Raw genomic sequence first — 24,366 nt, 5'->3', positions numbered from 1 at the left:
TGGCGGCTGGGCCACATCGTGCTCACCTCGCGCGGTTGGAGGAGCGAGGACGTCGTCGAGGGGTAGGAGCGGCCGATGTCCGATGTCGCCGAGCTCTGGATTCTCCCTCATGACAGAGTTAGCGATCAATGTCCAACGTCTGCCGGGCTGCCACGTCGTGCACCTCGACGGCGAGCTGGACCGCGTGACCCGGATGTCCCTGGCCCGTACGCTCGCCGAACTCCTCGAAGCGGACCGTCCGAAGGTCGTGATCGACGTCACCGACCTGGCCTTCTGCGACTCGTGCGGCCTCTGGGCCCTGCTCGTCGGCCAGCGGCAGGCCGAGCGGCGCGGCGGCACGGTCCGGCTGGTCGGGGTGCACGGGCCGCTGGCGCGCCTGCTGGACATCACCCGGCTGTCACGCCTGTTCCGGCCGGACGACGGCCCGGCCGAGGCCGCGACCTGGACCAGGCCGCGCGGCTGGCCGTCCTGACACCGCGGGAACGCGGGTCCCCAGGACGGCCCGCGGACGCCCGTGGGGGCGCGCCCTCCTAGGACTCCTAGGGCGGAGGTGAGGGCGCCGGGTCGGGGCCGTGGGGATGGGACTCGCCGACCACCTCGTAAAGCTGATCGTCGGGCCCCAGGCGCCAGCCGAGCAGCGCCAGCAGTTCGCGCACCGTGGGCGAGGCGTTCTGGAGCACGAGCCGTCGCGGCGGCGGCAGGCCGGTGGCCGCGCTCATGATCAGCCGCAGCCCGCCGGCGTCGATGAAGGTAAGCTCGGACAGGTCCAGATGGAGGTCGGTCTCGCCGATGCGTAACGCCCACGCCAGCGCTCGGGCCAGCGCGGATCGTCCATGGTGGTCGATCTCGCCCCGCACGCGCAGGCCGAAGGGGTGCACCATGGGCAGCACGTCAGCAGGGCCGCCGGTTTGGTCGGTCATCGAAATCACACCTATTTGCGGTCGTCTCAGGGCAGAGCCGAGCCGCGCCACGTCCTCGATCACGGGAGGGTACGGGCGCCCCTGACAGATCGCCGAAAACAAGATCGCCCGGCGCGCCGCGCGTCCACACAGCGTCGGCACATCGGGCAGAGGGAGAAGCAGATGTCGGGCGATCAACCCTTTCCGCCAGGCACCGGCCAGGTCACCGCGGCGCGGGCCGCCGGGGAGCTGGACGGGGGCGCAGCCAGCGCGCCCGGCTCGGCTCGTTTACTCGGTCATCTCACTCTCTGCCCTCGATCGAGCGCCTTACGCCGTCGCCACCCCCGCACGCGGTAGGGGCGGGCCATGCACGCCCCCTTCCACCTGCGGTGCACCATCACCAACAATCTCGCGCTCATCCGTGACCTGGTCCGCGTCTACGCCCGCCACGCGGGGCTGTCCGGCGCACGGCTCGACCACCTGGTGCTGGCCGTCAACGAGGCCGCCGCGAACGTCCTGGAGCACGGCGGCGGGCGCGGCACGGTGACGGCCTACACCGACGCCGCCGTCCTCACGGTCGACGTCTGCGACACCGCCGGGCGTCTTCGGGCCGAGCATCTGGCCGACGCCCGCCTCACGCGTCCCACGGGCACGGGACGGCAGCTCGGCCTGTGGCTGATCCACCGGCTGTGCGACGAGGTCGGCATCGACCATCCGCAAGGAGGCAGCAGGCTGCGGCTGCGCATGCGCCTGCCCCTCGCCACCCATCTGCGTCCCTGGCAGGGCGGCGACTCCTCACCTGCGGCCAGCTAGGCACGATGACCCGCCCCGACGACGGTGAGCCGGCGGTGAGTACGCGGTGAGCCGCCCCCGCCACTGTTGACCTGTCTCCGCGACCGCGGAGCACAGGCCACACACGTGGGGAGCGAACAATGGGCATGCTGACGGGCAGGACGGCGCTGGTGACGGGCGGCTCTCGGGGCATCGGCCGGGCGGTGGCGCTGCGGCTGGCCGCCGAGGGCGCGCTGGTGGCCGTGCACTACGGCGGCGACGACGAGGCGGCCAAGCAGACCGTGGCCCTGATCGAGGACGCCGGCGGCCAGGCGTTCACCGTCCGCGCCCGCTTCGGCGCCGAGGGTGTCGAGGGGGTGGTGGACAGGCTGTTCGAGGGCCTGACCGCCGAGCTGGGCGGACGCGGCCTGGACATCCTGGTCAACAACGCGGGCATCGCCTCGACGGCCCCGATCGCCCACCTGACCCCGGAGGAGTTCGAGCGGGTGATGACCATCAACGTCACCACCCCGTTCTTCGTGATCCAGCGCGCCCTGCCGCTGCTCAACGACGGCGGACGCATCATCAACATGGGTTCGACGGCCAGCCGGATCGCCGTCGTCACCCAGCTCGGCTACACGATCAGCAAGGCGGCGCTGGAGGCGATGGCCCCGACGCTCGCCAACGAGCTGGGCAGGCGCGGCATCACCGTGAACACGGTCGCCCCCGGCGCCGTACGGACCGACATGACGGCGGGCTACACCTCTATCCCCGAGGTGGTGGCCGGGCTGGAGTCCATCACCGCGCTCGGCCGGCTCGGCGAGCCCGAGGACGTCGCCGACGTGGTCGGGTTCCTGGCCGGCCCCGCGGCGCGGTGGGTGACCGGTCAGACCATCGACGTCTCGGGCGGGACGTACCTCGGTCCACTCGCCTGAACAAGCGCCGGAATACTTTGCTCACCCCTTACGGAGAGTAAATATTTCCGGATATAGAGCTTGCATAGCCTTATTTCATGGGAGATATCCCCCACCAGCCGCCACCTCCCGACCCGCCGCACGGCAACGGCGCCGATGGCGGAGACGGTGAAGGCGGCGGCAGCAGCGACGGTGGTGGTGACGGTGGCGGCCTGATCCGCGACGCGCACCAGGACAGGCTGCTGCTCGGCGCGGCCATCAGCACGCAGGCGCACGTGTGCGTGCTCTTCGCCCTGGCCGAGGACGGGCGCCTGCTGATGATGGAGGCCGAGTCGGGGCTCCCCGAGCCCTTCTCGCGCTCGTGGGTCCTGGTCAGGACGACCGACCAGTCGCCGATCGCGCTGGCGGTGCGGCAGCGGCGGCTGGTGTGGGTGCCCGACCGGGAGTCCATGGCCCGCGAGTTCCCGCTCGTGGCGCTGGCCTTCCCGTACGGGTTCGCGCTGGCCGCCGCGCCCCTGGTCGACCGCGACGGCGAGGTGCGGGGGGCCATGATGCTGCTCTGGCCGCCCGCCCCGGCGGGCCGGCCCACCCGGCGGCACCTCGACGTCCTGACCGCCACCTGCGCCGACCTGGCCGAGATCGTCCCACGCGGGGACCGGCCGGTGCCGCCGGGGCACCAGCCGCGCGTGCTGACCAGGGAGCCGCCCGGCGGCGACGACCTCCTGCTGACCTGCCTCAACCGGCTTCCCGAGGGCTACTGCATGCTCGACGTCGAGGGCCGGCTCGTCCTGCTCACCGCCCCCGCCGAGGAGCTGCTGCAGGCCGAGGCCGACGAGCTGATCGGCAAGCGGCCCTGGGACGCCCTGACCTGGCTGGACGATCCGGCATACGAGGACCGCTACCGCGCCGCGGTGGTCAGCCAGGAGGTCACCTACTTCACCACCCGCAACCCGGGCGGCCAGTGGCTGGCCTTCCACCTCTATCCGGGCCTGGCCGGCGTCACCGTGCGCGTCACGCCGAGCACGATGGCCCGCGACCCGCGTCCCGTCATGCCCGACCAGCTCGCCGCAGCCGACCGGCCGCCGCGCCTGGTCGCGCTGCACGAGATGCTGCACCTGGCCACCACCCTGGCGCGGGCCGTCACCGCCCAGGAGGTGATCAACCTGGTCGCCGACCACGTGATGCCCGCCTACCACGTGCAGGCCCTGGCCATCCTCACATCGAAGGGCGGGCGCACGCACGTGGCCGCCTCCCGCGGATACAGCGAGCAGGCGGTCGAGGAGTACGAGGGACGGCCCATCGTGCAGCTCGCGCCCGATCACCCCCTCGCCGCCGGGGCGCCGGCCTTCTTCGGCACCTGGGCCGAGCTGCGCGCGACGTACCCGGACGCGATCAGGTCGGACGACCTGTCGGCCTGGGCATTCTTGCCGCTGACCGTCGGCGGGCGGACGGCCGGCATGTGCATCCTGGCCTACGACCGTCCCCACCGGTTCACCACCGACGAGCGGGCCAGCCTGACGGCCCTCGGGGGGCTCATCGCCCAGGCGTTCGAGCGTGCCCGCCTCTACGACGTCAAGCACCAGTTCGCGCAGTCCCTGCAGGCGAGCCTGCTGCCGCGCACCCTGCCCGGCGTCCCCGGGCTGGAGGTGGTCGCCCGCTATCTGCCCGCCACGCCCGGCATGGACATCGGCGGCGACTTCTACGACCTCATCCGGCTGGAGGAGAGGGTGGCCGCCGCCGTCATCGGGGACGTCCAGGGGCACGACGTCACCGCCGCCGCGCTGATGGGCCAGGTGCGTACCGCCATCCACGCCCACGCGACGGCGGGGGCCAACCCCGGCGAGGTGCTCGCGCACACCAACCGCCTGCTCAACGAGCTGGCCCCCGACCGGTTCACGAGCTGCCTCTACATCAGCATCGACCTGGGCCGGGGGACGGCCTGCGTGGCCGGCGCGGGCCACCTGCCGGCACTGCTGCGCCGGCCCGGGGAGCCCGCCCAGGTGGTGGAGACCGCCCCCGGGGTGCTGCTCGGCATCGACCCCGGCACCGAGTACGCCAGCACCCAGCTCGACCTGCCGCCCGGCTCGGTGCTGGCCCTCTACACCGACGGGCTCGTCGAGGTGCCCGGACGCGACCTCGGCGAGGCCATCGGCGGCCTGGCCGCAGGGTTCGCCCCGTCGCCGGACCAGCCGCTCACCGACGTGGCCGAGACCATGATCGGAACGGCGGCGTCCGTCGGCCACCGTGCCGACGACATCGCCATGATGCTGCTGCGCATCGGCCGCCCCTGACGCCGGCCCCTGACGCCGGCCCCGGTCAGGCGCGCCACTCCGGGGTGCGTTCCTGCCGGGCCTGCGACAGGGCCTCCCTGACGCCTTCGGCGTCCTTGTCGGTGGTGTAGACGGGGCTGCCCGGCTGCTGCCGCCACGACTCGTCGAGCCCGCCGGCGTCGACCGGGTCGAAGCCGAGCGCGTCCACCAGGGCCATCACGATCTTCTTGCCGCGCTCGTCGTCGGCGGCCACGGGCAGGGCGATGCGTCCGGGGCTGCCGGAGGGGCGGCCGCCGTGGCCCAGGTGGTCGGCGTAGATGTTGTTGAACGCCTTCACCACCGGATGGCCGAGCTGCTGCTCGACCCATCGGCTCTCCGGCATCCCGGCCTCGATCTCGTCGATCCTGCCGTCGCGCTGGGGGTAGTAGTTGCCGGTGTCCACGACGGTCAGGCCGCCGGTGACGTCGCCGAACAGGTCGTCGGGCAGCTCGGGCACCTTGCCCTGGGGGATCGTGACCACGACCACGTCGGCTCCCCGGGGCGCCTCCTCGACGGTCACCGGTGTGGCGCCGGTCTCGGCGGCCAGGTCGGCCAGGGTCTGCGGGCCGCGCGAGTTGGCCACCGCCACCTCGTGTCCCAGCTCGGTCAGGCGCCGGGTGAGCGTGCCGCCGATGTTCCCCGCGCCGATGATGCCGATCTTCATGCCCTGCCCCCGGATTGTCCGCCAGCTACTGTTCGCCAGGGTATCGTCACCTGCTGTTATCGCTGGTCAGAGGCCCGGTCGGCGCGCCGGAGCGCCCGGCGACCGGATTGCGGGCGGTAATTCCATCGGCGCCGTTGACATCAAGTGGTCAGCGGTACGCAACTTCCTGGTCGTTCCGTGGCGGAATCCGCGCACGGTGAACCCGCACACTGGATGCCATAGGCAGGCAAACGGACGTTGGAGGGCCGAATGGGAAATTCAGCATTACGATCCGTCTCGCGCGACGCCGAGCGGCGTGAATTCGTCAATCACGCGGGCGGGAATCGTCCGCATATCCAGCTGATATCCGACGAGCCCGGCATCCGGGGGTTGTTCCGCTACCGGCCCGAGGCGGCCGAACCGCTGACCCTGCTCTCCGAGGTGCTGCTGTGCGGGGAGAGCCCGTTGACCCGCGGTGAGCGCGAGCTGATCGCCGCGTACGTGTCGTCGCTGAACCGGTGCCGGTTCTGCTTCCACACCCATGCGGCCTTCGCCGCCGTGCGCGCGCCGGACGGCATGACGCTGGTCGACGAGACGTGCGCCGATCCGGCGGCGGCCCCCCTTTCCGGCAAGCTCAAGGCCCTGCTGGCCATCGCCGGCGCGGTCCAGCGGAGCGGGCGGGAGGTCGGCGACGAGCACGTGCGCGCGGCCCGCGAGGAGGGCGCCACGGACCTGGAGATCCACGACACGGTGCTGATCGCGGCGGCCTTCTGCATGTACAACCGGTACGTGGACGGCCTGGCCACGCTGGCCACCGACGACCCCGGCCACTACGCCGACAGGGCCCGCCTGACCAGCGGATACGTGAAGGTGTGGAACGACGAGTCGTTGGCGGAGGCACTGGACGAGGCCGGCTGAGCGGCCCCGTCCGGCGCCGTCGGGCGTCGTGCGGTCAGCCGAAGAACTCGTCCACCGAATAGGGGTCGAGCGGGAAGCTCCAGCGCTCGCTGATCTTCCCGTCGGTGATCCTGAACAACTGCATGCCGCGGTCGTTCAGCGAACGGCCTTCGCGCTCGCCGCGGATGCGCAGGACCGCGGCGACCTGGTCGCCGCCGACGAGATAGGACTCCGGCTCCAGGCGCAACGTGCCGGTGGTGGACTGCAGCAGCTCGGCCAGGTAGCCGAGCACGGCTTCCTTGCCGGAGTAGTCGCGGGCCATCGGGCCGCGACCGGGGACATGGAAGATCACGTCGTCGGCGAGCAGCCGGCGAAGGTCCTCCAGGTCGCCCTTGGCAATGGCGTCGTAGGTATTGCTGGCAACGGTGATGTGGGGATGCTCATCCATGACGACCGCCCAGTCACAAACGGGGTTTAGGTGGCGTCCGTGACATTACGCGCGTCAGTTGCAGGAGACAAGAAGGAGGCGGATCAAAGGAGATCTTGCGCAATTTGCAGGAGTGTGCAGACTAGGAGAAAACCGCATCGCTGGGAGCTTGCATGCCCCATATCGCCCTCGATTCCGACGAGCCAGGGATCCGCGGACTTTTCCAGTTCAGCCCGGAGACGGCCGCACCGATGAACGCGCTGGCCGAGGTCCTCCTGCGAGGCGACAGCACGCTGAGTCGCGGCGAACGGGAACTGATCGCGGCCTACGTGTCGGGGCTCAACGAGTGCCGGTTCTGCACGGCCTCGCACGCCGCGTTCGCCGCCGCCCAGCTCCCCGAAGGGATGACCCTGGTCGACCAGGTCCGCGCCGACCCAGACACGGCCCCCGTCCCGCCCAAGCTCCGCGCCCTGCTCGCCATCGCCGCCGCCGTGCAGCAGAGCGGCAGGGACGTCACCGACAAGCTGGTGGCCGCGGCCAGGGCCGAAGGGGCCACCGACAAGGAACTGCACCACACCGTGCTGATCGCGGCCGCGTTCTGCATGTTCAACCGGTACGTCGACGGCCTGGGCACGCACGCCCCCGACGACCCCGCCGGCTACGACCTGGCCGCGCAGCGCATCCTCGAACACGGCTACACGACCGTCCCACCGGTGGCGGGACAGCAGGGCTGATGACCGAGGAACGCCACCGGTTCGTGATCATCGGCGCGGGACCCGGCGGGCTGCAGCTCAGCTACTTCCTGCAGCGCGCCGGGGCCGACTACCTCACCCTGGAACGCGAGGACGCGCCCGGCGGCTTCTTCCGCCGCTACCCGCGCCACCGGCGGCTCATCTCGCTGAACAAGGTGCACACCGGCGAGAAGGAGAGGGAGATCCAGCTCCGCTGGGACTGGAACTCCCTGCTCAACGACGAGCCCGACCTGATGTTCCCGCAGTACTCCCAGGAGTACTTCCCGCACGCCGACGACCTGGTCCGCTACCTGGCCGACTTCCAGCGCGTCCACGGGCTGCGGGTGCGGTACTCGACGGCCGTCGAGCGCGTGGAGAAGGACGGCGAGGGCTTCGTCGTCCACGCCGGCGGGCAGGTCGTCCGCGCCGACTGCCTGATCGTCGCGACCGGCTGGGGCGGCCCTCACATCCCCGACATCCCGGGCATCGAGCTGGCCACCGGTTACGAGGACGTCCCCGTCAACGGCGAGGAGTTCGCCGACCGGCGCGTCCTGGTCATCGGCAAGGGCAATTCGGCCTTCGAGACCGCCCAGGCGCTGCTCCCGCACGCCGCGGTCATCCACCTGGCCAGCCCGAGCCCCGTACGGCTGGCCTGGACGAGCAAGCACCCCGGCCACGTCCGCGGCCAGTACGGCGCCTTCCTGGACAGCTACTGGTTCAAGACCCTGCACGGCGTCCTGGAGTGCACCGTGGACCGCCTCTGGCGCGAGGGCGGCGCGATCAGGGCCGCGATCACGTACACGCTGGCCGACGGCGAGCAGGCGCTGCTCGACTACGACGCCGTCCTGCGCTGCACCGGCTTCACCATGGACACCGGCCTGTTCGGCGACTCCTGCCGTCCCGCGCTGACGCCCAACGGCCGGATGCCCGCGATCCGTCCCGACTTCCAGTCGGCCGACGTCGAGGGCCTGTACTTCGCCGGCACCCTCATGCAGGCCCGCGACTTCAAACGGGCCTCCTCGGCGTTCATCGACGGCTTCCGCTACAACCTGCGCTCCCTGACCGCCCTGCTCCTCGAACGCTACGAGGGCAGGCCGCTGCCGGTCCGCGAGCTGCCCGCCGACGCCGGCGCGCTGACCGCGTCGATGCTCGACCGGGTCAACCACAGCTCGGCGCTGTGGACCCAGTTCGAGTACCTGTCCGACGCGTACGTGCTGGGCCCCGGCGGCGTCGTGCGCCACTACGAGGACCTGCCGGAGGACTACGCCCGCGAACGCTTCGCCGCCGACGAGCTGTGCCTCACGCTGACCCTGCGCTGGGGGCCGCGCGACCGCGCCGACGTGTTCGCCATCCAGCGCCACCCCACCCCCGAGCGGGCCGACGAGTGCGCCTTCCTGCATCCCGTCGTCCGGGCCTGGCGGCACGGCGAGCCGGTCGCCGAGCAGCACCTTCTGGAGGACCTCCAGGCCCGCTGGCGCGACCCGGCCCGCCACGCCGAGCCCCTGCGCGCGTTCCTGGCCGCCCGGCTCCAGCCGTAGGCCACCCGGCCTCAGGCGTCGGGGGAGAAGCGGGTCACGAGATCGTCGACCACGTCGGCGAGCGCCCCGCGCCGGGCGTGCGCGGCCCGCTGGCGGTCGGCGCCGCCCCCGCCCGCGCGCAGCGACCGCCATCCCCGCGCGGCCGCCTCCAGGTCGCCGACGGCCGCCAGCGCGGGCCCGACGTGCTCCAGCAGCCCCTCCACCAGCTCGGCGACCGGCCGCGCCGCCCCCGTGAACGGATCGACGCCGGCCCCGCCGAGCCCGTCCCTGGCGGCCCGCCAGTAGGCCACGCGCAGCAGCTCGCCGGGCACCTCGGGGCCCGGGTCGCCGGCCTCCACCTTGATCAGCGACACCGTGACCAGCGCCCGCACCACCAGCGCGAGGAACACCGACTCCGCCGTGGAGGCGGGCACGTCGGCCACCCGCACCTCCACCGTGGGCAGCCGGGCCGACGGGCGCACGTCCCAGAAGAGCGTCCCGGGGTCGACCAGGGCGCCGCTGTCGGTCAGCGCCGCGACCGTGCGCTCGAAGTGCTCCAGCGACCCGAAGTACGGCGGCGGCCCGGCCACCGGCCACTTTCCCCAGGCCAGCACCCGCCAGCCCGCGTAACCGGTGTCGCGACCGGCCCAGAAGGGCGAGTTGGCCATGAGCGCGAGCAGCACCGGCAGCCACGGCCGCACGTGGTTGCAGACCAGCACGGCCTGCTCCCGGTCCGGCACGTGGATGTGCACGTGACCGGCGCAGATGGCCTGCTCGTCGTGCAGGGCGCGGTAGTTGTCGATGCCGACGCCGTACCGGGGGTGCTCGGTGATCGGCGGCGGGACGACGTCGCCGATCACCGGTGTGCCGGAGGCGACCACGGCCAGGCCCTCGGCGCGCGCGGCGGCGGCCACGACCTCGCGCATCCGCCGCAGCTCGCCGTCCAGCTCGGTCCGGCTCGCGCAGGGCGCCGTCTTGGCCTCCACCTGGAACTGCGTGATCTCCGTGCAGACCCGGTCGCCCAGACCGGCCGCGGCGCGCTCGACGACGGCCGCCGCCCCCGGCGCCACCGCTCGGGTGGCCGGATCGACGACCAGGTACTCCTCCTCGACGCCCATCAGCCGGGCGGTCGCGCCGCCGGAGGCCTGCCGTAACGACTCGGCGGTAGCCGTCATGTCCACTCCACTCCACTGCTGCACTCGACTGCGGGGACGCTGCGTCCGATCTTGCCCTGCCGGGCCCGGCAGGAGGGCCGAATGGCGCACTCGCTCCGGGGGAATGGCTCTCCTGGCCGCACTACCCCCGCATCGAGAGGAGGGCCCGCCCGTGACCGCGACCATGTCCGTGGAGGAGGCCGGGCACGTGTTCGCCACGCCCGCCGCGTACGCCGACGAGACCCGGCTGCACGAGGCCCTGGCGCTGCTGCGCCGCGAGTCGCCCGTGCACCGCGTGGAGGTGCCCGGCTACAACCCCTTCTGGGCCGTCACCCGGCACGCCGACCTGCTGGAGATCGAGCGGAACCAGGCCCTGTGGCTGAGCGCCCCGCGTCCCGTGCTGAGAAGCGCGGAGATCGACGCGCGCCTGGCCGAGCAGCGGGCGCGCGGCACCGGCCTCAAGACGCTCGTCCACATGGACGAGCCCGAGCACCGCGTCGTGCGGGCCGTCGCCGCCGACTGGTTCAGGCCCAGGGCCATGCGCTCCCTGGAGGTGCGCGTACGCGACCTGGCCCGCCGCTACGTCGACCGCATGACCGCCCACGGCGGCTCCTGCGACTTCGCCCGGCAGGTCGCCGTGCACTACCCGCTCTACGTCATCCTGTCGCTGCTGGGCCTGCCCGAGTCCGACTTCCCGCGCATGCTGCGGCTCACCCAGGAGCTGTTCGGCCAGGACGACAGCGACAACCGGCGCGGCGGCACCGCCCAGGACCACACCGCCGTGCTGGCCGACCTGCTGGCCTACTTCCGCGAACTGACCGCCGCCCGCCGGGCCAGGCCCACCGGCGACCTCGCCTCGGAGATCGCCAACGCCCGCGTGGACGGCCGCCCGCTGAGCGACCTCGACGCCGCCTCCTACTACGTGATCATCGCCACCGCCGGGCACGACACCACCAGCTCCACCATCGCCGGCGGCCTGGAGGCGCTCATCCGGCACCCCGGCGAGCTGCGGCGGCTGCGCCGCGACCCCGGGCTGCTGCCGCTGGCGGCCGAGGAGATGATCCGGTGGGTGAGCCCGGTGAAGGAGTTCATGCGCACCGCCGCCGCCGACACGGACGTGCGCGGCACGCCGGTCAGGCGGGGCGAGTCGGTGCTGCTGTCTTACCCGTCGGCCAACCGGGACGAGGACGTGTTCGCCGAGCCGTTCCGGTTCGACGCCGGCCGCGACCCCAACCGGCACCTGGCCTTCGGCTCCGGCGTGCACTTCTGCCTCGGGGCCGCGCTCGCCCGCATGGAGATCCGGGCCCTGTTCGCCGAGCTGCTGCCGCGGCTGGAGAGCGTCGAGTTCGACGGCGAGCCCGCCTGGGTGGCCACCACGTTCGTGGGCGGGCTCAAGCAGCTGCCGATCCGCTACACGCTGCGCGAACGGCCGGGCGGCCGGTGAGCGCGCCCACGATTCCGGCGGCCGGTCAGAACAGCGTGGGCGGCTCGGCGGGCATCGGCTCGGGCAGCGGCCGGAGCTCGGGCACCAGGGCGCGCACCTCGTCGTGGAAGCGGCGGGCGAGCATCGGCGCGTCGGCGTTGTCGGGCGTGTGGACGAACACGGTGGGGGAACGGCCCTCGCGCAGCCACCCGGCGACCGTGGCCACCCATCCCCGCCAGCCCTCCACCGTGGCCTCGACGGAGTCGCGGCCCAGGTAGCGGACGATCGGGTGGCCGGTGAGCGCGCGGGTGCGGCGCGGCACGCGCGGCTTCTTCGTCCACGCGTCACGCTCGGCGTCGCTGGTCGGCGGGCTGCGGAACAGCGTCACGGTGTCGAACGGCACCCACTCGGCGCCGGCCGCGGCCAGGACCCGCTCCAGCAGCCCGGCCTGGCGGGCGTCCTCGAAGAAGGCGCGGTGGCGCACCTCCACGGCGTAGCGGTGGGAGCGGGGGAGCCGCCGCAGGAAGGCCGCCAGCGTGCCGAGGTCGGCCGGTCCGAAGGCGGGCGGTAACTGCGCCCACAGGGCGTGCGCGCGCGGGCCGAGCGGCTCGATGGCGTCGAGGAAGGCGTGGAGGTCCTGCTCGGCGCCGGTCAGCCGGTGGGTGTGGGTGATGGACTTGGGCAGCTTGACCACGAAGCGGAAGTCGGGGTCGATCTGCCGGGCCCACGACTCCACCGTGGCGCGGGCGGGGGTGGCGTAGAACGTGGTGTTGCCCTCGACCGCGTCGCACCAGGTGGCGTAGGCGCGCAGGCGCTCTCCCGGCGGGAGCGGATGGGGCAGGAAACGTCCGTTCCACGGTGTGTGCGTCCACATCGCGCATCCCACATGAAGCCGCATGCCTTCGACGTTAGCGGAGCCGCCGGGTGCTCAGGGCCCGCCTCCGATGTACTGGAACGTCACCGTTTAGGCTGGTCGCATGGGCATGGTCGGGACGGTCGGGCTGGTGCTGCATCCCCAGCGCGACTCCAAGAAGGCGATCGACACCATCCTGCGCTGGGCCGCGGACAAGGGGGCCACCGTGCTCGGGCTGCCCGAGGAGGTCGGGCGCATCGACTGCAGCGCCGTCCCGGTCGACGCGGTCGCCCTCGTCGAGCGGGCCGACCTGCTGGTGGGGCTCGGTGGCGACGGCACGATGCTGCGCACCATGCGGCTGCTGGCCGGCCGGCCCACGCCCATCCTGGGGGTGAACCTGGGCAAGCTCGGGTTCCTGGCCGAGATCGACGTCGACGAGCTGGCCGGCACGCTGTCGGCCATCGACCGCCACGAGTACACGATCGAGCCCCGGATGGCCATCAGGAGCGAGGTCGCCGGGGTCGGGGTGACGGCGTTCAACGACATCGCGCTGGTGCGCATCCCCGGCGAGGGGCTGGCCGGCGTATCGGTGACCCCGTCGGGCAGCCCGTTCGTGAGCCTGTCCGCCGACGCCGTGATCGTGGCCACCTCCACCGGCTCCACCGCCTACAGCTTCTCGGCCGGCGGCCCGATCGTCTCGCCCCGGGTGGAGGCGATCCTCGTGGTGCCCGCCGCCGCCCACTCCTCCTTCAACCGGGCCCTGGTGCTGCCCGCCGACGAGGAGGTGACGCTGGAGGTGCTGCCCACCAGCGGCAGGCTCGCCGTCGAGGTGGACGGCCGGGTCGTCGGCCACCTGTGCCCCGGCGACACCGTGACGGTCACGGCCTGGCCCGGGGCGGCCAAGGTGGTCCGCGTCGGCACGACCTTCTACGAACGCGCCCGCCGCAAGCTGCGCGTGGACGGCAGCGCCGAGGTCGGCTGAGCCTCGATTCCGGCTCCAGCTCGGAGGAGGCCACGCGGCCCGTTCAGCGGCGGTGCCGGGCGGGCCGGGTGAGCGGGCCCCCGGTGCGTACGGGCCTGGTGAACTGGTCGGCCGGCGGCGCCCCCTCCCGCCGCGCCCCGCGGGCGGCCACCAGGGCCGACAGCGCGGTCGTGATGGGCACGGCGGCGATCAGCCCGAGCGTGCCCACGACGCTGCGGACGATCTCCTGGGCCACGACCGGCGTGGTCAGCACGTCGCCGAGCGGCTGCGCGCCGATGCTGAACAACAGCAGCAGCGGCAGCGACGCCCCCGCGTACGCCAGGATGATCGTGTTGATCACCGAGGCGATGTGGGCCCGGCCGACGCGCCCCGCGGCCCGGTACAGGCGGGCGAAGCCGTAGGAGGGGTTGGCCGCGGCCAGCTCGCCCACCGTCACCGCCTGCGTGACGGTGACGTCGTCGAGCACGCCCAGCGCCCCGATGATGATGCTGGCCAGCAGCAGCCCCTCGGTGTCGATCGACAGGCTCATGCCCAGGGTCAGCGCGCTGTCGTCGGTGACGCCGTTGAGCCGGGCCAGGCCGAGCGCCCCGTACGACAGCAGCCCGGTCAGCAGGAGGCTGGCCAGCGTGCCGAGCACGGCCATCGACGTGGTCAGGGAGAAGCCGTGGGTGAGGTAGAGCACGGTCAGCATGATCGCGGCCGAGCCCACGACGGCGACCAGCATCGGCGGCTCGCCCGCCAGGACGGCCGGGATGACGAACGTCAGCAGCAGCCCGAACGTCACCGCCAGCCCCACCAGCGCCGTCACCCCGCGCCACCGCCCGAACGCGATCACCGCCAGCGCGAACGCGCCCCCCAGCAGCCACAACGTCGTGGACCTGTCGTGGTCGGAGAGCTGGTAGGCCCCGTCGCCGGCCCGCAGCAGCAGCACGTCGTCACCCGCGGTGAACCGCTGCGCCCCCGGCCCGCCCGGCAGCCGCAGGGGGACGTCGCGGCCGACGTCGGGCCCCGAGCCGACCCGCACGATGGCGTTGCCGCAGGTGGCCGGGTCGGGCACGGGCATCCCTTCCTGGACGGCCGGGCAGCGCCTGAGCGTGACCGACGTGACCGTGCCCTCGACCCGCTCGACCGCCCGCCCCTCCTGGCCGTCCCGGCCGTCCGGCGCGGCCTGCGCGGCCTGCGCGGCGGGCCAGAGCCACACCAGGCAGGCCAGCGTCGCCAGGGCCAGCGGCACCAGCACGGCCAGGCTCGCCACGACCGCCCGGCGCGACGGCGGCGCGGCGGGCGGGCCGTGGGAGTGGCCGTGGCCGTGGCCGTGGGCGTGGAAATGATCGGCGCCCATCGCGTGAAAGATCCTCCTCGGCTTCCGGGACTGCGACAGTAACGCACCCGGCCCGGGGTAGGAGCCGGGTGTGGCGACGCTGGTGGGCACCTCCGGATGGCAGTACAAGGACTGGCGCGGCGTGCTGTACCCGGAGGGGGTGCCGCAGCGGTTGTGGCTGGAGACGTACGCGGCCGAGTTCCCCACCGTCGAGAGCAACAACGCCTTCTACCGCCTGCCCGCGCCGGAGACGTTCGCCGCCTGGCGGGAGCGCACGCCCGCCGGGTTCGTGATGGCCGTCAAGGCCAGCCGCTTCCTCACCCACATCAAGCGGCTGTCCGAGCCCGAGGAGCCGGTCGCCCGCCTGATGAGGGCCGCCGGGGAGCTCAAGGAGAAGCTGGGCCCGGTGCTGCTGCAACTGCCGCCCACGCTGCGGGCCGACGCCGCCCTGCTTGACCGGTGCCTGGGCTGCTTCCCCGGCGGCGTGCGGGTGGCGGTGGAGCCGCGGCACGACTCCTGGTGGACCGGCGAGGTGCGCGAGGTGCTGCTCGCCCGGGGCGCCGCGCTGTGCTGGGCCGACCGGCTCGGCCGGCCGCTGACGCCGCTGTGGCGCACCGCCGACTGGGGGTACGTGCGCCTGCACGAGGGCCTGGCCGCGCCCCGCCCCTCCTACGGCGACGCGGCGCTGCGGAGCTGGGTGAGAAGGGTGGCGGAGGCCGGATGGCGGGACGTCCACGTCTACTTCAACAACGATCCGGGGGGAGCGGCCGTGCGTGATGCCCGGCGATTTGCCACACTCGCCTGATGCGCACGCGTCTGTACAGGAACGGCGTCCTCGAAAAGGAGGGCTTCCCCGTCGAGGAGGTCTCCGACCACGTCGGCGACCCCGAGGCCACCGTCTGGTTCGATCTGTGCTCGCCCACCCCCGAACAGCTCAACCTGGTCGGCGAGGAGCTCGGCCTGCACGAGCTGGCCGTCGAGGACGTGCTCAGCGACCACCAGCGCCCCAAGGTGGACGTCTACGACAACCACCTGTTCATCACCGTGTACGGCATCCACCTCGACGAGGACCGCCTCGTACCCGTCGAGGTGAACGTCTTCGTCACCCGCAACGCCCTGGTGACCGTTCGCGAGAACGACCGCTTCGACATCGACGAGGTGCTCAGGCGCTGGGACGCGTCCTCCCGCCTGGCCTCGCACGGCGTCCCCTTCCTGCTGCACGGCCTGCTCGACTACGTCGTGGACAGCCAGTTCGACCTGGTCCAGGACCTCGACGCGCAGGCCGAGGCCATGGAGGAGTCGCTGTTCGACGACGCGCCGCGCGACGGCAGGAAGCTCCAGCGCGCCATGTACGTCCTGCGCAAGAACACCGCCAGGCTCCGCAAGATCTCGATGCCGATGCGGGAGGTGCTCGGCACCCTGCTCCGCCGCGACCAGGAGCTCGTCGCCGACCCGGTGATGGCCCCCTACTACGAGGACGTCTACGACCACGTCCAGCGCGTCGCCGAGTGGGTGGAGGCGATCCGCGACATGCTCGCCAACGTCCGGGAGACCCGGCTGGCCCAGCAGGGCTTCCGCCTCAACGAGATCATGAAGCGGGTGACGAGCTGGGCCGCCATCATCGCGGTGCCCACCGCCATCACCGGCTTCTACGGCCAGAACGTGCCCTACCCCGGGGCCGGGGACATCTCGGGGTTCTGGGTGTCGTCGGTGCTGGTGGCGGTGGCGTCCGTGGCGCTGTACGTGATCTTCAAGAAGAAGGACTGGCTCTGAGCGGCAGGGCTCAGAAGCGGGGCCGGCAGTCCTCGGCCAGTCTCTCGACCGGCACCGGGCCCAGCTGGCGGCCGTCCCGCGAACGGACGGCCGGCACGCCGTCGGCCACCTCGCGCGGCCCCACCACGAGCTGGTACGGCACCAGCCGGTGCGCCCTGATCCTGGCCCCCAGGCTGCCCCGGTCCGCCGGCGCCAGCTCGGCCCGCAGCCCGGCGGCCACGGCCCGCCGCAGCACGTCCCCGGCCGCCGGCAGCTCGGCGTCCGACAGCGGCAGCACGACCGCCTGAACGGGCGCCAGCCACGCGGGGAACGCGCCGCCGTGCACCTCGATCAGGTGCGCGACCAGCCGTTCGAGCCCGCCGACCACGCTGCGGTGCACCATGACGGGACGCCGCCCGCCCGCGTACGCCAGATCGAAGCGCTCGGGCTGGTACAGGTCCACCTGGACGGTCGACAGGGTGCTCTCGCGGCCCGCCGGGTCGGCGATCTGGATGTCGATCTTCGGGCCGTAGAAGGCGCCCTCGCCGCGTTCCTCGTCATAGGCGCGGCCGCGCTCCCCGAGCACGTCACGCAGGATCGCCTCCGAGCGGGCCCACATCTCGGGGTCGTCCACGAACTTGTCGCCGTCGCCGCGCAGCGAGAGCCGGTAGCGGGCGGCCTCGATGCCGAGCTGGGCGTGCGCGGCCTCGATCAGGTCGAGCGCGGCCGACACCTCGGCCGCCGCCTGCTCCGGCGCGCAGAACACGTGACCGTCGTTGAGCTGGATGGCGCGCACCCGGGTCAGGCCGCCGAGCACGCCCGACAGCTCCGAGCGGTACATGCCGCCGAGCTCGGCCACGCGCAGCGGCAGGTCGCGGTGGCTGCGCCCGCGTGAGCGGTAGATCAGCGCGTGGTGCGGGCACAGGCTGGGACGCAGCACGAACTCCTCGCCGCCCACGTTCATGGGCGGGAACATGTCCTCGGCGTAGTGCGCCCAGTGGCCCGAACGTTCGTACAGCTCGCGTTTGCCGAGCACGGGGGAGTTGACGTGCAGGTAGCCGTGACGGCGTTCGAGCTCGTGGACGTAGTCCTCCACGGCCTTGCGCACGGCGGCCCCGGCGGGCAGCCAGTAGGGGAGGCCGGAGCCGATCAGCGGGTCGGTGCCGAAGATCTCCAGCTCGCGGCCGAGTCTGCGGTGGTCGTTCATGATCGTCCTTTTCGCGAAAAGGGCGAACGACCAGCTCCCGGGCGTCCGCCCGGGATGCATGGAATCAGCGCGCCGGGACCGTGTCCGGCGTCGTCGTGACGAGAGCGCGCTGCATGCCGGAGACTCTAACACCGCGGGCGGCGTGAAGAAAATCTTCAACAGCCGGTCAAGGAATGGCAAATGATATAAAAGAGCCGTGGCTGAGATCACCTTGAGCGTGCGCCAGTTGCAGGCGTTCGCCGAGGTCGGCTACCAGGTCGCGGGCGGTGGCGGCGCGCACGCGGCGATGGCGGCGCTGCGCCGGGTGGTCCCGCTCGACGCCTACGAGTTCGTCGCCTTCGACCCCGCCACCGGGCGTCACCACAGCGTCGTCTCCGACGGCCACCGGCGCATCGACCGCGACGCCGCCGAGGAGTACGCCGCCCTCGACGCCTGCCGCGCGGCCATCGCCGGACGGCGGCCGGTGCCCATGCCGCAGCCGGGCACCGAACGGTACTTCCGCCGCCACCTGGCCCCCTACGGCTGGCGGGCCGGGCTCACCGCGCCGCTGTTCCTCGCCGACGACGGCCGCTACACCGGCCTGCTGCACCTGGCCGCCAAGGACGCCTTCCCGCTGCTCACCAGCGCCCTGGTCGCCGCCGTGAGCCCGATGCTCGCGCACGTCACCGACCTCACCAGGTGCGTGATCGACCCCGCCGGGCTGCCGCCCGACTTCCACGCGGTCGCCTTCGACCGGCTCGGCGAGCGCCGCGCGGTGCCCGGCCACGAGGTCTCGCGCGAGCTGTGGGACGACCCCGCCATGGCGGCCTTCGCACGGGCGTTCATCGACTCGCGCGAGCTGAGCCGGCGCGGCCTGTGGCTCGACGGCGGCGGACGCTGGCACGAGGTGCGGCTGCTGCGGGCAGGCGTCGGCTACCAGGGGTCGTTGCAGGGCGCGGTCGCCGCCGAACGGCCCTGCCCGCTGCCCTACGACCTGACCGGCCGCGAGGTCGACGTGCTCACCCGCGTCGCGGCCGGCGACTCCAACCCGCAGATCGCGGCCTGCCTGGTGCTGAGCGTGCGGACGGTGACCACCCATCTGGAGCACATCTTCGCCAAGCTGGGCTGCGACAGCCGTACCCGGCTCACGACCAAGGCGCTGGCCGAAGGGTTGTGCCGGCTCGACCTCTGACGCCGCCCGCCCCGGCTCCCTCAGCGGGCCATCCCGGCGGGCACCCGTTCCCGCGTCAGCTCGAACCAGACGGTCGTCGAGCCCCCCTCGCGGACGAACCCCCAGCGGTGGCTGAGCGCCTCGATCAGCGGCAGCCCCCGGCCGCTGGTCGCCTGGGGAGCCGTCCGGCACACGCACGGAGGGCCGTCCGTGCCGCCGTCAGCGACGCACACCCGGACGGTCGTGTCCGAGCTGGACACCGACACCGTGAACGAGCCGCCGTCCCCGGACCTGGTGTGCAGGATCGCGTTCGTGGCCAGCTCGCTGGTGAGCAGCACTACGTCGTCATGGAAGGGATGATCGCGGCCGAGCGCCGCCGTCACGAGCCCCCTGGCCCGCGAGACCTGCGACGGAACCCCCGGGAGCCGCACCGCGAGGTCGCGGGCCCCGGGCGGTTCACCCCCGTCGACATGGTGCGAGTCCGGTGACGCCACGGCGACCTCCCCCGAATCAGGTGACGTCATGAGACGCCCGAGAGGGGGCCCGGAGATTATCGCGAAAAGGTAGGAATGCTCTTTCCCAAGGTCGCCTGCACGACCGGGCGCGGCGACCGAGTACGCTGCGATCGACGAGTCGTCTAGGCCCGTGGGGGAGCAAAGCGTGCACAGCAGCCTACTCGCCCGGCCGTCGGAGGAGGTCGCGTGAGCAGCCTGGAGGCCGTCTGGGTGGAGCCGTACGACGGGCCCGGGGCGGCGGTCGTGACCGGCGTCTTCGACATCCTGCACGTGGGCCACGTGCGCTACCTGGGCGCCGTGGCCGCCCGCGGGCTGCCTCTGGTGGTCGGCGTGGAGGACGATCCGCGCGTGCGGGCGTGGAAGGGGCCCAGCCGGCCGTTCAACCCGGCGGCGGAGCGGGCCGAGGTGCTGGCCGCGCTGCGCTGCGTGTCCGGCGTCTTCGTGGTGACCGGGCCGCCCGACGCCCATGGCCCCGAGGACTACATCGACCTGCTCGCGCCGATGCGGCCCGGGGCGCTGGCCCACACGGCGGGCGACCCGCACGCGGGCGCGCGGGCCACGGCGGCGGCCATCCTGGGCGCGGAGTGCTGGGAGATGGCGGCCATCCCCGACCGGTCCACGACCCGCATCGTGAACGCGGCGGGCAAGGGCTGAGACGCCCCGGCTCTCCGGGAACGGCCGGGGGCGTCGCTGAAACGGGCAGGCGCCATGATCGCGTAATCTTTCCTCTCATGATGGCCGACCTGGTGGCGAAGCGGGTGACGAACCTGCTGGCACCGCAAGTGCTGGTGATCGTCATGCCGCCCGCCGTGGGCCTGCTCGCCCAGGGATGGGCCGGGGCCGCCTGGGGGCTGATGGCCTCGGCGTTCTGCGGCGGCGTGCCGGCGGCGGTGATCGCGATCGGCGTGCGTTCGGGGCGGCTCGACTCCCACCACATCGTCGACCGCGCCCGGCGCACCGGCCCGCTGCTGGCCGCCGTGGCCGCCGTGCTGGTCGCGCTCGCGTTGCTCGTCGTGCTCGGCGCGCCGCGGCTGCTGGTGGCCACCGTGACCGCGATGCTGGTCGCCCTGGCGGTGACCGTGCCGATCACCACCCGCTGGAAGATCTCCTTCCACGCCGCCGTCTCGGCGGGCACGGTGGTGGTACTGGCGCACGTGCTGCCCGCCCTGCCCGTCGCGCTCGCCGGCGCGGCCGTGGTGGCGCTGGTGTGCTGGGCCAGGGTCCGCCTCGCCCATCACACGTGGGCTCAGGTCGCGGCGGGGGCGTTCACCGGCACGCTCACCACGTGGGCGACGCTGGCGCTGTTCGGGGTCTGAGGGGCCGGAACAGCCCGGAACAGCCCGGAATAGCCCCGCCGCCGCGCGGGTTGGCGCGAACATGGATGCCACGAACCGGGGCCGGGTCCGCGTCGAGCGGTCGGCCAAGCGCGTGCGGACCTACCTGGGCGGCCGGCTGGTCGCCGACACGACCCGGGCCCTGCTGGTGTGGGAAGGCCCCTTCTACCCCACCTACTACTTCCCCCTCCAGGACGTCGAGGAGGCGGCGCTCAAGCCGACCGGCACGTCCAGGCACTCCCCGAGCAGGGGGGACGCCGCCGTCCACACGGTCACCTCGGGCACCGGCGAGGCTCCGGAGGCGGCGCTGGTCTACGACGACTCGCCGCTGGAGGAGATCCGCGGGCACGTCCGCTTCGACTGGGACGCGATGGACGCCTGGTTCGAGGAGGACGAGGAGGTCTACGTGCACGCGCGCGACCCGTACACGCGGGTGGACATCCTGCCGAGCTCGCGGCACATCCGGGTCGAGGTCGACGGGGTCACCGTGGCCGACTCGCGCAACGCCCGCATCCTGTTCGAGACGGGCCTGCCCGCCCGCTACTACCTGCCGAAGACGGACGTACGGCTCGACCTGCTGGAGCACACCGACACCGCGACGCACTGCCCGTACAAGGGGACGGCGGAGTACTGGACGGTCAACGGGAAGAAGGACCTGGCCTGGTCCTACCGCACGCCGCTGCCCGAGAGCGAGCGCGTGGCGGGGCTGATCGCCTTCTACAACGAGAAGCTGGACATCTTCGTCGACGGCGAGCGCGAGGAGCGTCCGGCGACCAAGTCCTCCTGAGCCCGTCGGGCGCCCCGCCGGGTGGCGGGGCGGCCGGGGATCAGGCGGCCGGGGATCAGGCGGCCGGGGTCCAGTGCGGGTCGCGGCCGAGGTAGCGCAGCAGGGCGGCGGCCGTGTCGCCGGTGGGGTCGCCGGTGGGGTCGCCGGAGGGGACGTCCGGCAGGGCCTCGGCGTAGGCGCCCCACGGGCGCAGCGGGTCGACGATCTGCCGGGCGACCTCCAGCAGCGGCCCGGCCAGCTCGGGCGTCAGCGGCGAGGGCTGCCCGGTGGCCACGGCGAGGTCCCAGGCGTGCACGGCCGCGTCGAGCGCGCAGGCCGTCGAGCCCATCCACGGCGACATCCTGTTCGGCGGCACCGGCGTCGGCACCTCGGCGGCGTCGCGGTCGACCGCGGCCCACGCCCTGGCCGCGCGCGTCAGCGCGTCCTCAAGCTCGGCCGACGGGTCCGCGCCCGGTTCGGCGGGCGGGTCGAACGGGTTGAACGCCGGCCCGCCCTCGCCCGTGAGCGTGGCGGCGAAGCCGAGCTGGTCGCCGACCGCGTGCTTGAAGACCTTGGTGACGCTCCACTCCGAGCAGGGGGTGGGCAGGTCCCAGCCGCCGGCCGGGATGCCGCTGACGGCCTTGCGCAGCGCCTCGTGCGCGGCGTCCAGAACGTCCCAGCCGCTGATGTCGTCGCCCATGTGGAGCTCCTTTCGGTATGTCTCCACTATAGCAGAACGGAATAGTTTGTTCCACTAGTTGGCGACGGCCTTCTCAAGCCCGTCGATCAGCAGGTCCAGGGCCTGCTCGAAGTCGGCGGCCGGGTCGACGCCGCCGCGCGTCCAGCGCAGCAGCCTGGCGAAGTGCGGCAGGCGTTCGGGGTCGAGGGCGCGGATGTAGACGCCCACCTGCTCCTCGCCGGCGTGCCGACCGGGGGCGCCGTCGAAGCCGCCGGTGGACAGCAGCAGGGTGCCGAACACCAGGGCGTTCACGGCGGTCAGCGCCCGCCAGACGCCGAGGTCGTCGAAGCCCGCCGCGTACAGCGTGCCGACCAGGTCGTCGAGGGTCCTCAGGGCGTGCGGCGAGGTCGGGTTGGACCGGTCGGTCGCCAGCGCCAGCGGGACCACGGGATGGCGGCTGAACGCCCGGTGCATGTTGCGCGCCATGACGCGCAGCCGCTCCTGCCACGGCAGCCCCGGGTCGGCCGGCTCCACCTGGCCGAACACCCGCTCCACGATGCCGTCGACCAGGTCGGCCTTGTTGGAGACGTGGTTGTAGAGCGACATCGCCTCCACGCCGAGCGCCTTGGCCAGCCGCCGCATGGACAGCCCCTCCAGGCCCTCTCTGTCCGCCAGCTCCAGGGCCGCGTCGAGGACTTTCTCCCGGTTCAGCGGCTCGCGCCGTGCCATCGGCTCTCCCTTCGTGCTTGACGGAGCTTACGGTGTACGTGCTCTACTTACGACGTAAGCATACGCCGTAAGTAAGGAGTCGGGATGACCGACGTGATCATCGTGGGCGGCGGGCCGGTCGGGCTGCTGCTGGCCTGCGAGCTCAAACTGGGCGGCGCCGAGCCGCTGGTCCTGGAGGCGGCCACCGGCGAGGAACGCGTGACCCGCAGCCTCGGCCTGCGCTCGCTCAACGCGCGCACCCTGCACTCGCTGGAGCTGCGCGGGCTGGTGGAACCGCTGACCGAGGCCCAGTGGAGGCTGTTCGACGAGCTGGCCACCGGCTCGGCGCCCGACCGTTCGGACATGGTCGGCATGATGACCGAGCTGCTCAAAAAGGGCATGATGCGCGGTCACTTCGCCGGGCTGCCGCTGCTGGAGGAGCACGGCGGCGCCGAGTACGCCATGCTCAAGCAGCACCAGATCGAGGCCGTGCTCGCCGCGCGGGCCGCCGCGCTCGGCGTACCGGTCCGGCAGGGCCGCGCCGTCGTGGACGTCACCCAGGACGCCGGCCACGCGGTGGCCACACTGGCGGACGGCGAGCGCGTCGAGGCCCCCTACCTGGTGGGCTGCGACGGCGGCCGGAGCGTGGTGCGCAAGCGGTCCGGGTTCGCCTTCTCCGGCACGCCGGCGACCATGACCGGCAGGACGGCCGTGGCCACGCTGACCGGGCCGGGGTCGGTCACCTCGTCCCTGCGCTCGCCCGGCGGGCTCGTCAACCTGTCGCTGGTGCCCGGGGAGATCGCGACCATCGAGTTCGACGGCGGCCCCGGCGACGGTTCCCCCGACAGGGACGCGCCGGTCACGGCCGAGGAACTGGCCGGCAGCCTGCGCCGGGTGACGGGGGAGGACGTCGGGGTCGCGCGGCTGGAGGCGGGCATCCGCTACAGCGACAACACCCGGCACGCCGACTCCTACCGCAAGGGACGCGTCCTGCTGGCCGGGGACGCCGCCCACGTGCACTCGCCCATCGGCGGCCAGGGGCTCAACCTGGGCCTCCAGGACGCCGTCAACCTGGGGTGGAAGCTGGCGCTGGTGGCCCGGGGCGCGGCTCCGGAGAGCCTGCTCGACACCTACACCGCCGAGCGTCACCCGGTGGCGGCCCGCGTGCTGCGCAACACCCGGGCCCAGGTGGCGGCGATGCGTCCGGGGGCGCAGGTGGACGCGCTGCGGGAGGTGCTGTCGGAGGTGATGGCGCTGCCGGACGCCGAGCGGCACTTCACCGGCATGGTCGAGGGCACCGACGTCGACTACGCGCCCACCGCCCCCGACCCCCGCACAGGCCGCTTCACCCCGCCCCTGACCGCCACCCCGCCCCTGACCGCCACCCCGCCCCTGACCGCCACCCCGCCCCTGA

Annotated in this window: 26 protein-coding genes; 16 read left to right on the top strand and 10 right to left on the bottom strand. The window is 73.0% G+C overall.

Annotated features, from left to right (window positions below; genetic code table 11):
* Positions 1–109 precede the first annotated feature (109 nt).
* Positions 110–472, top strand: coding sequence for an STAS domain-containing protein (locus AB0J97_RS34630; protein ID WP_364096648.1), 363 nt, complete (start codon positions 110–112; stop codon positions 470–472).
* 67 nt (positions 473–539) lie between these two features.
* On the opposite strand, the gene AB0J97_RS34625 is transcribed toward AB0J97_RS34630, so the two are convergent.
* A complete protein-coding gene (locus AB0J97_RS34625; protein WP_364096645.1) occupies positions 540–920 on the bottom strand; it encodes an STAS domain-containing protein in 381 nt (126 codons plus the stop codon).
* 345 nt (positions 921–1,265) lie between these two features.
* Between AB0J97_RS34625 and AB0J97_RS34620 the strand changes: the two genes are divergently transcribed.
* From AB0J97_RS34620 to AB0J97_RS34610, 3 genes are all read left to right on the top strand, one after another.
* Positions 1,266–1,712, top strand: coding sequence for an ATP-binding protein (locus tag AB0J97_RS34620; protein WP_364096642.1), 447 nt, complete (start codon positions 1,266–1,268; stop codon positions 1,710–1,712).
* A 119-nt stretch (positions 1,713–1,831) separates the two neighbouring features.
* Positions 1,832–2,605: an SDR family oxidoreductase gene (locus AB0J97_RS34615; protein ID WP_357695584.1), complete on the top strand. Its 774-nt coding sequence runs from the start codon at positions 1,832–1,834 to the stop codon at positions 2,603–2,605.
* Between the two features lie 77 nt (positions 2,606–2,682).
* Positions 2,683–4,875: a SpoIIE family protein phosphatase gene (locus AB0J97_RS34610; protein WP_364096639.1), complete on the top strand. Its 2,193-nt coding sequence runs from the start codon at positions 2,683–2,685 to the stop codon at positions 4,873–4,875.
* Positions 4,876–4,900: 25 nt separating this feature from the next.
* Here AB0J97_RS34610 and AB0J97_RS34605 read toward each other — a convergent pair whose 3' ends face one another.
* On the bottom strand, positions 4,901–5,596 hold the full coding sequence (locus AB0J97_RS34605) for an NAD(P)-binding domain-containing protein (protein WP_364096959.1): 696 nt from the start codon (positions 5,594–5,596) through the stop codon (positions 4,901–4,903).
* A 330-nt stretch (positions 5,597–5,926) separates the two neighbouring features.
* Between AB0J97_RS34605 and AB0J97_RS34600 the strand changes: the two genes are divergently transcribed.
* Positions 5,927–6,454, top strand: a complete 528-nt coding sequence (locus tag AB0J97_RS34600) for a carboxymuconolactone decarboxylase family protein (protein WP_364096637.1) — start codon at positions 5,927–5,929, stop codon at positions 6,452–6,454.
* A gap of 34 nt (positions 6,455–6,488) precedes the next feature.
* On the opposite strand, the gene AB0J97_RS34595 is transcribed toward AB0J97_RS34600, so the two are convergent.
* On the bottom strand, positions 6,489–6,881 hold the full coding sequence (locus tag AB0J97_RS34595; RefSeq protein WP_357695590.1) for a nuclear transport factor 2 family protein: 393 nt from the start codon (positions 6,879–6,881) through the stop codon (positions 6,489–6,491).
* A gap of 152 nt (positions 6,882–7,033) precedes the next feature.
* Between AB0J97_RS34595 and AB0J97_RS34590 the strand changes: the two genes are divergently transcribed.
* Together AB0J97_RS34590 and AB0J97_RS34585 are read left to right on the top strand one after the other, a co-directional pair.
* The gene (locus AB0J97_RS34590; protein WP_364096633.1) at positions 7,034–7,594 is read left to right on the top strand and encodes a carboxymuconolactone decarboxylase family protein; all 561 of its coding nucleotides are present in this window, start codon (positions 7,034–7,036) and stop codon (positions 7,592–7,594) included.
* Complete coding sequence (locus AB0J97_RS34585) at positions 7,594–9,129, top strand: NAD(P)-binding domain-containing protein (RefSeq protein WP_364096630.1); 1,536 nt, start codon at positions 7,594–7,596, stop codon at positions 9,127–9,129. Before AB0J97_RS34590 ends, AB0J97_RS34585 begins: the two co-directional genes overlap by 1 nt.
* An 11-nt stretch (positions 9,130–9,140) precedes the next feature.
* Here the strand turns inward: AB0J97_RS34585 and AB0J97_RS34580 are convergent, their stop codons facing one another.
* Complete coding sequence (locus AB0J97_RS34580; protein WP_364096627.1) at positions 9,141–10,283, bottom strand: glutamate--cysteine ligase; 1,143 nt, start codon at positions 10,281–10,283, stop codon at positions 9,141–9,143.
* A 151-nt stretch (positions 10,284–10,434) separates the two neighbouring features.
* Here AB0J97_RS34580 and AB0J97_RS34575 point away from each other — a divergent pair, with 151 nt between their 5' ends.
* Positions 10,435–11,706: a cytochrome P450 gene (locus AB0J97_RS34575; RefSeq protein WP_364096624.1), complete on the top strand. Its 1,272-nt coding sequence runs from the start codon at positions 10,435–10,437 to the stop codon at positions 11,704–11,706.
* Between the two features lie 25 nt (positions 11,707–11,731).
* Here the strand turns inward: AB0J97_RS34575 and AB0J97_RS34570 are convergent, their stop codons facing one another.
* Positions 11,732–12,583, bottom strand: a complete 852-nt coding sequence (locus AB0J97_RS34570) for a DUF72 domain-containing protein (protein WP_364096621.1) — start codon at positions 12,581–12,583, stop codon at positions 11,732–11,734.
* A gap of 79 nt (positions 12,584–12,662) precedes the next feature.
* On the opposite strand from AB0J97_RS34570, the gene AB0J97_RS34565 reads away from it, so the two are divergent.
* Positions 12,663–13,520 carry an NAD(+)/NADH kinase gene (locus AB0J97_RS34565; RefSeq protein ID WP_357695602.1) on the top strand — a complete coding sequence of 286 codons (858 nt, stop codon included), beginning with the start codon at positions 12,663–12,665 and terminating at the stop codon, positions 13,518–13,520.
* Between the two features lie 43 nt (positions 13,521–13,563).
* On the opposite strand, the gene AB0J97_RS34560 is transcribed toward AB0J97_RS34565, so the two are convergent.
* Positions 13,564–14,862, bottom strand: a complete 1,299-nt coding sequence (locus tag AB0J97_RS34560; protein ID WP_364096618.1) for a YibE/F family protein — start codon at positions 14,860–14,862, stop codon at positions 13,564–13,566.
* Positions 14,863–14,932: 70 nt separating this feature from the next.
* Between AB0J97_RS34560 and AB0J97_RS34555 the strand changes: the two genes are divergently transcribed.
* Together AB0J97_RS34555 and AB0J97_RS34550 are read left to right on the top strand one after the other, a co-directional pair.
* Positions 14,933–15,646 (top strand): DUF72 domain-containing protein, encoded by a 714-nt coding sequence (locus tag AB0J97_RS34555; RefSeq protein WP_364096615.1) that lies wholly within the window; start codon positions 14,933–14,935, stop codon positions 15,644–15,646.
* The gene (locus AB0J97_RS34550) at positions 15,646–16,614 is read left to right on the top strand and encodes a magnesium transporter CorA family protein (RefSeq protein ID WP_357695607.1); all 969 of its coding nucleotides are present in this window, start codon (positions 15,646–15,648) and stop codon (positions 16,612–16,614) included. The genes AB0J97_RS34555 and AB0J97_RS34550 overlap by 1 nt, the downstream gene beginning before the upstream one ends.
* A 10-nt stretch (positions 16,615–16,624) precedes the next feature.
* On the opposite strand, the gene thrS is transcribed toward AB0J97_RS34550, so the two are convergent.
* The gene (gene thrS, locus AB0J97_RS34545; protein WP_364096612.1) at positions 16,625–17,860 is read right to left on the bottom strand and encodes a threonine--tRNA ligase; all 1,236 of its coding nucleotides are present in this window, start codon (positions 17,858–17,860) and stop codon (positions 16,625–16,627) included.
* Between the two features lie 136 nt (positions 17,861–17,996).
* Between thrS and AB0J97_RS34540 the strand changes: the two genes are divergently transcribed.
* Positions 17,997–18,971 (top strand): LuxR C-terminal-related transcriptional regulator, encoded by a 975-nt coding sequence (locus AB0J97_RS34540; protein ID WP_364096609.1) that lies wholly within the window; start codon positions 17,997–17,999, stop codon positions 18,969–18,971.
* Between the two features lie 20 nt (positions 18,972–18,991).
* Here AB0J97_RS34540 and AB0J97_RS34535 read toward each other — a convergent pair whose 3' ends face one another.
* Entirely contained in the window at positions 18,992–19,444 is a 453-nt protein-coding gene (locus tag AB0J97_RS34535; RefSeq protein ID WP_364096606.1) for an ATP-binding protein, read from the bottom strand.
* Between the two features lie 207 nt (positions 19,445–19,651).
* On the opposite strand from AB0J97_RS34535, the gene AB0J97_RS34530 reads away from it, so the two are divergent.
* The 3 genes from AB0J97_RS34530 (at position 19,652) to AB0J97_RS34520 (ending at position 21,586) form a co-directional block, all read left to right on the top strand.
* Entirely contained in the window at positions 19,652–20,119 is a 468-nt protein-coding gene (locus tag AB0J97_RS34530) for an adenylyltransferase/cytidyltransferase family protein (RefSeq protein ID WP_357695615.1), read from the top strand.
* 77 nt (positions 20,120–20,196) lie between these two features.
* The gene (locus AB0J97_RS34525; protein ID WP_357695617.1) at positions 20,197–20,781 is read left to right on the top strand and encodes a hypothetical protein; all 585 of its coding nucleotides are present in this window, start codon (positions 20,197–20,199) and stop codon (positions 20,779–20,781) included.
* A 61-nt stretch (positions 20,782–20,842) separates the two neighbouring features.
* Entirely contained in the window at positions 20,843–21,586 is a 744-nt protein-coding gene (locus AB0J97_RS34520; RefSeq protein WP_364096601.1) for a DUF427 domain-containing protein, read from the top strand.
* Positions 21,587–21,641: 55 nt separating this feature from the next.
* Here the strand turns inward: AB0J97_RS34520 and AB0J97_RS34515 are convergent, their stop codons facing one another.
* Positions 21,642–22,265, bottom strand: a complete 624-nt coding sequence (locus AB0J97_RS34515; protein WP_364096598.1) for a TIGR03086 family metal-binding protein — start codon at positions 22,263–22,265, stop codon at positions 21,642–21,644.
* Positions 22,266–22,319: 54 nt separating this feature from the next.
* Entirely contained in the window at positions 22,320–22,973 is a 654-nt protein-coding gene (locus AB0J97_RS34510) for a TetR/AcrR family transcriptional regulator C-terminal domain-containing protein (RefSeq protein WP_364096595.1), read from the bottom strand.
* 84 nt (positions 22,974–23,057) lie between these two features.
* Between AB0J97_RS34510 and AB0J97_RS34505 the strand changes: the two genes are divergently transcribed.
* Positions 23,058–24,366, top strand: a 1,309-nt coding sequence (locus AB0J97_RS34505) for an FAD-dependent monooxygenase (RefSeq protein ID WP_364096592.1), incomplete at its 3' end; no start/stop codon positions are given.

The sequence above is a fragment of the Nonomuraea sp. NPDC049607 genome, from assembly GCF_040675375.1.
GTDB lineage: Bacteria > Actinomycetota > Actinomycetes > Streptosporangiales > Streptosporangiaceae > Nonomuraea.
The sequence above is the reverse complement of the archived record's forward strand: the minus strand, read 5'-3'. Positions and strand labels throughout refer to the sequence as shown.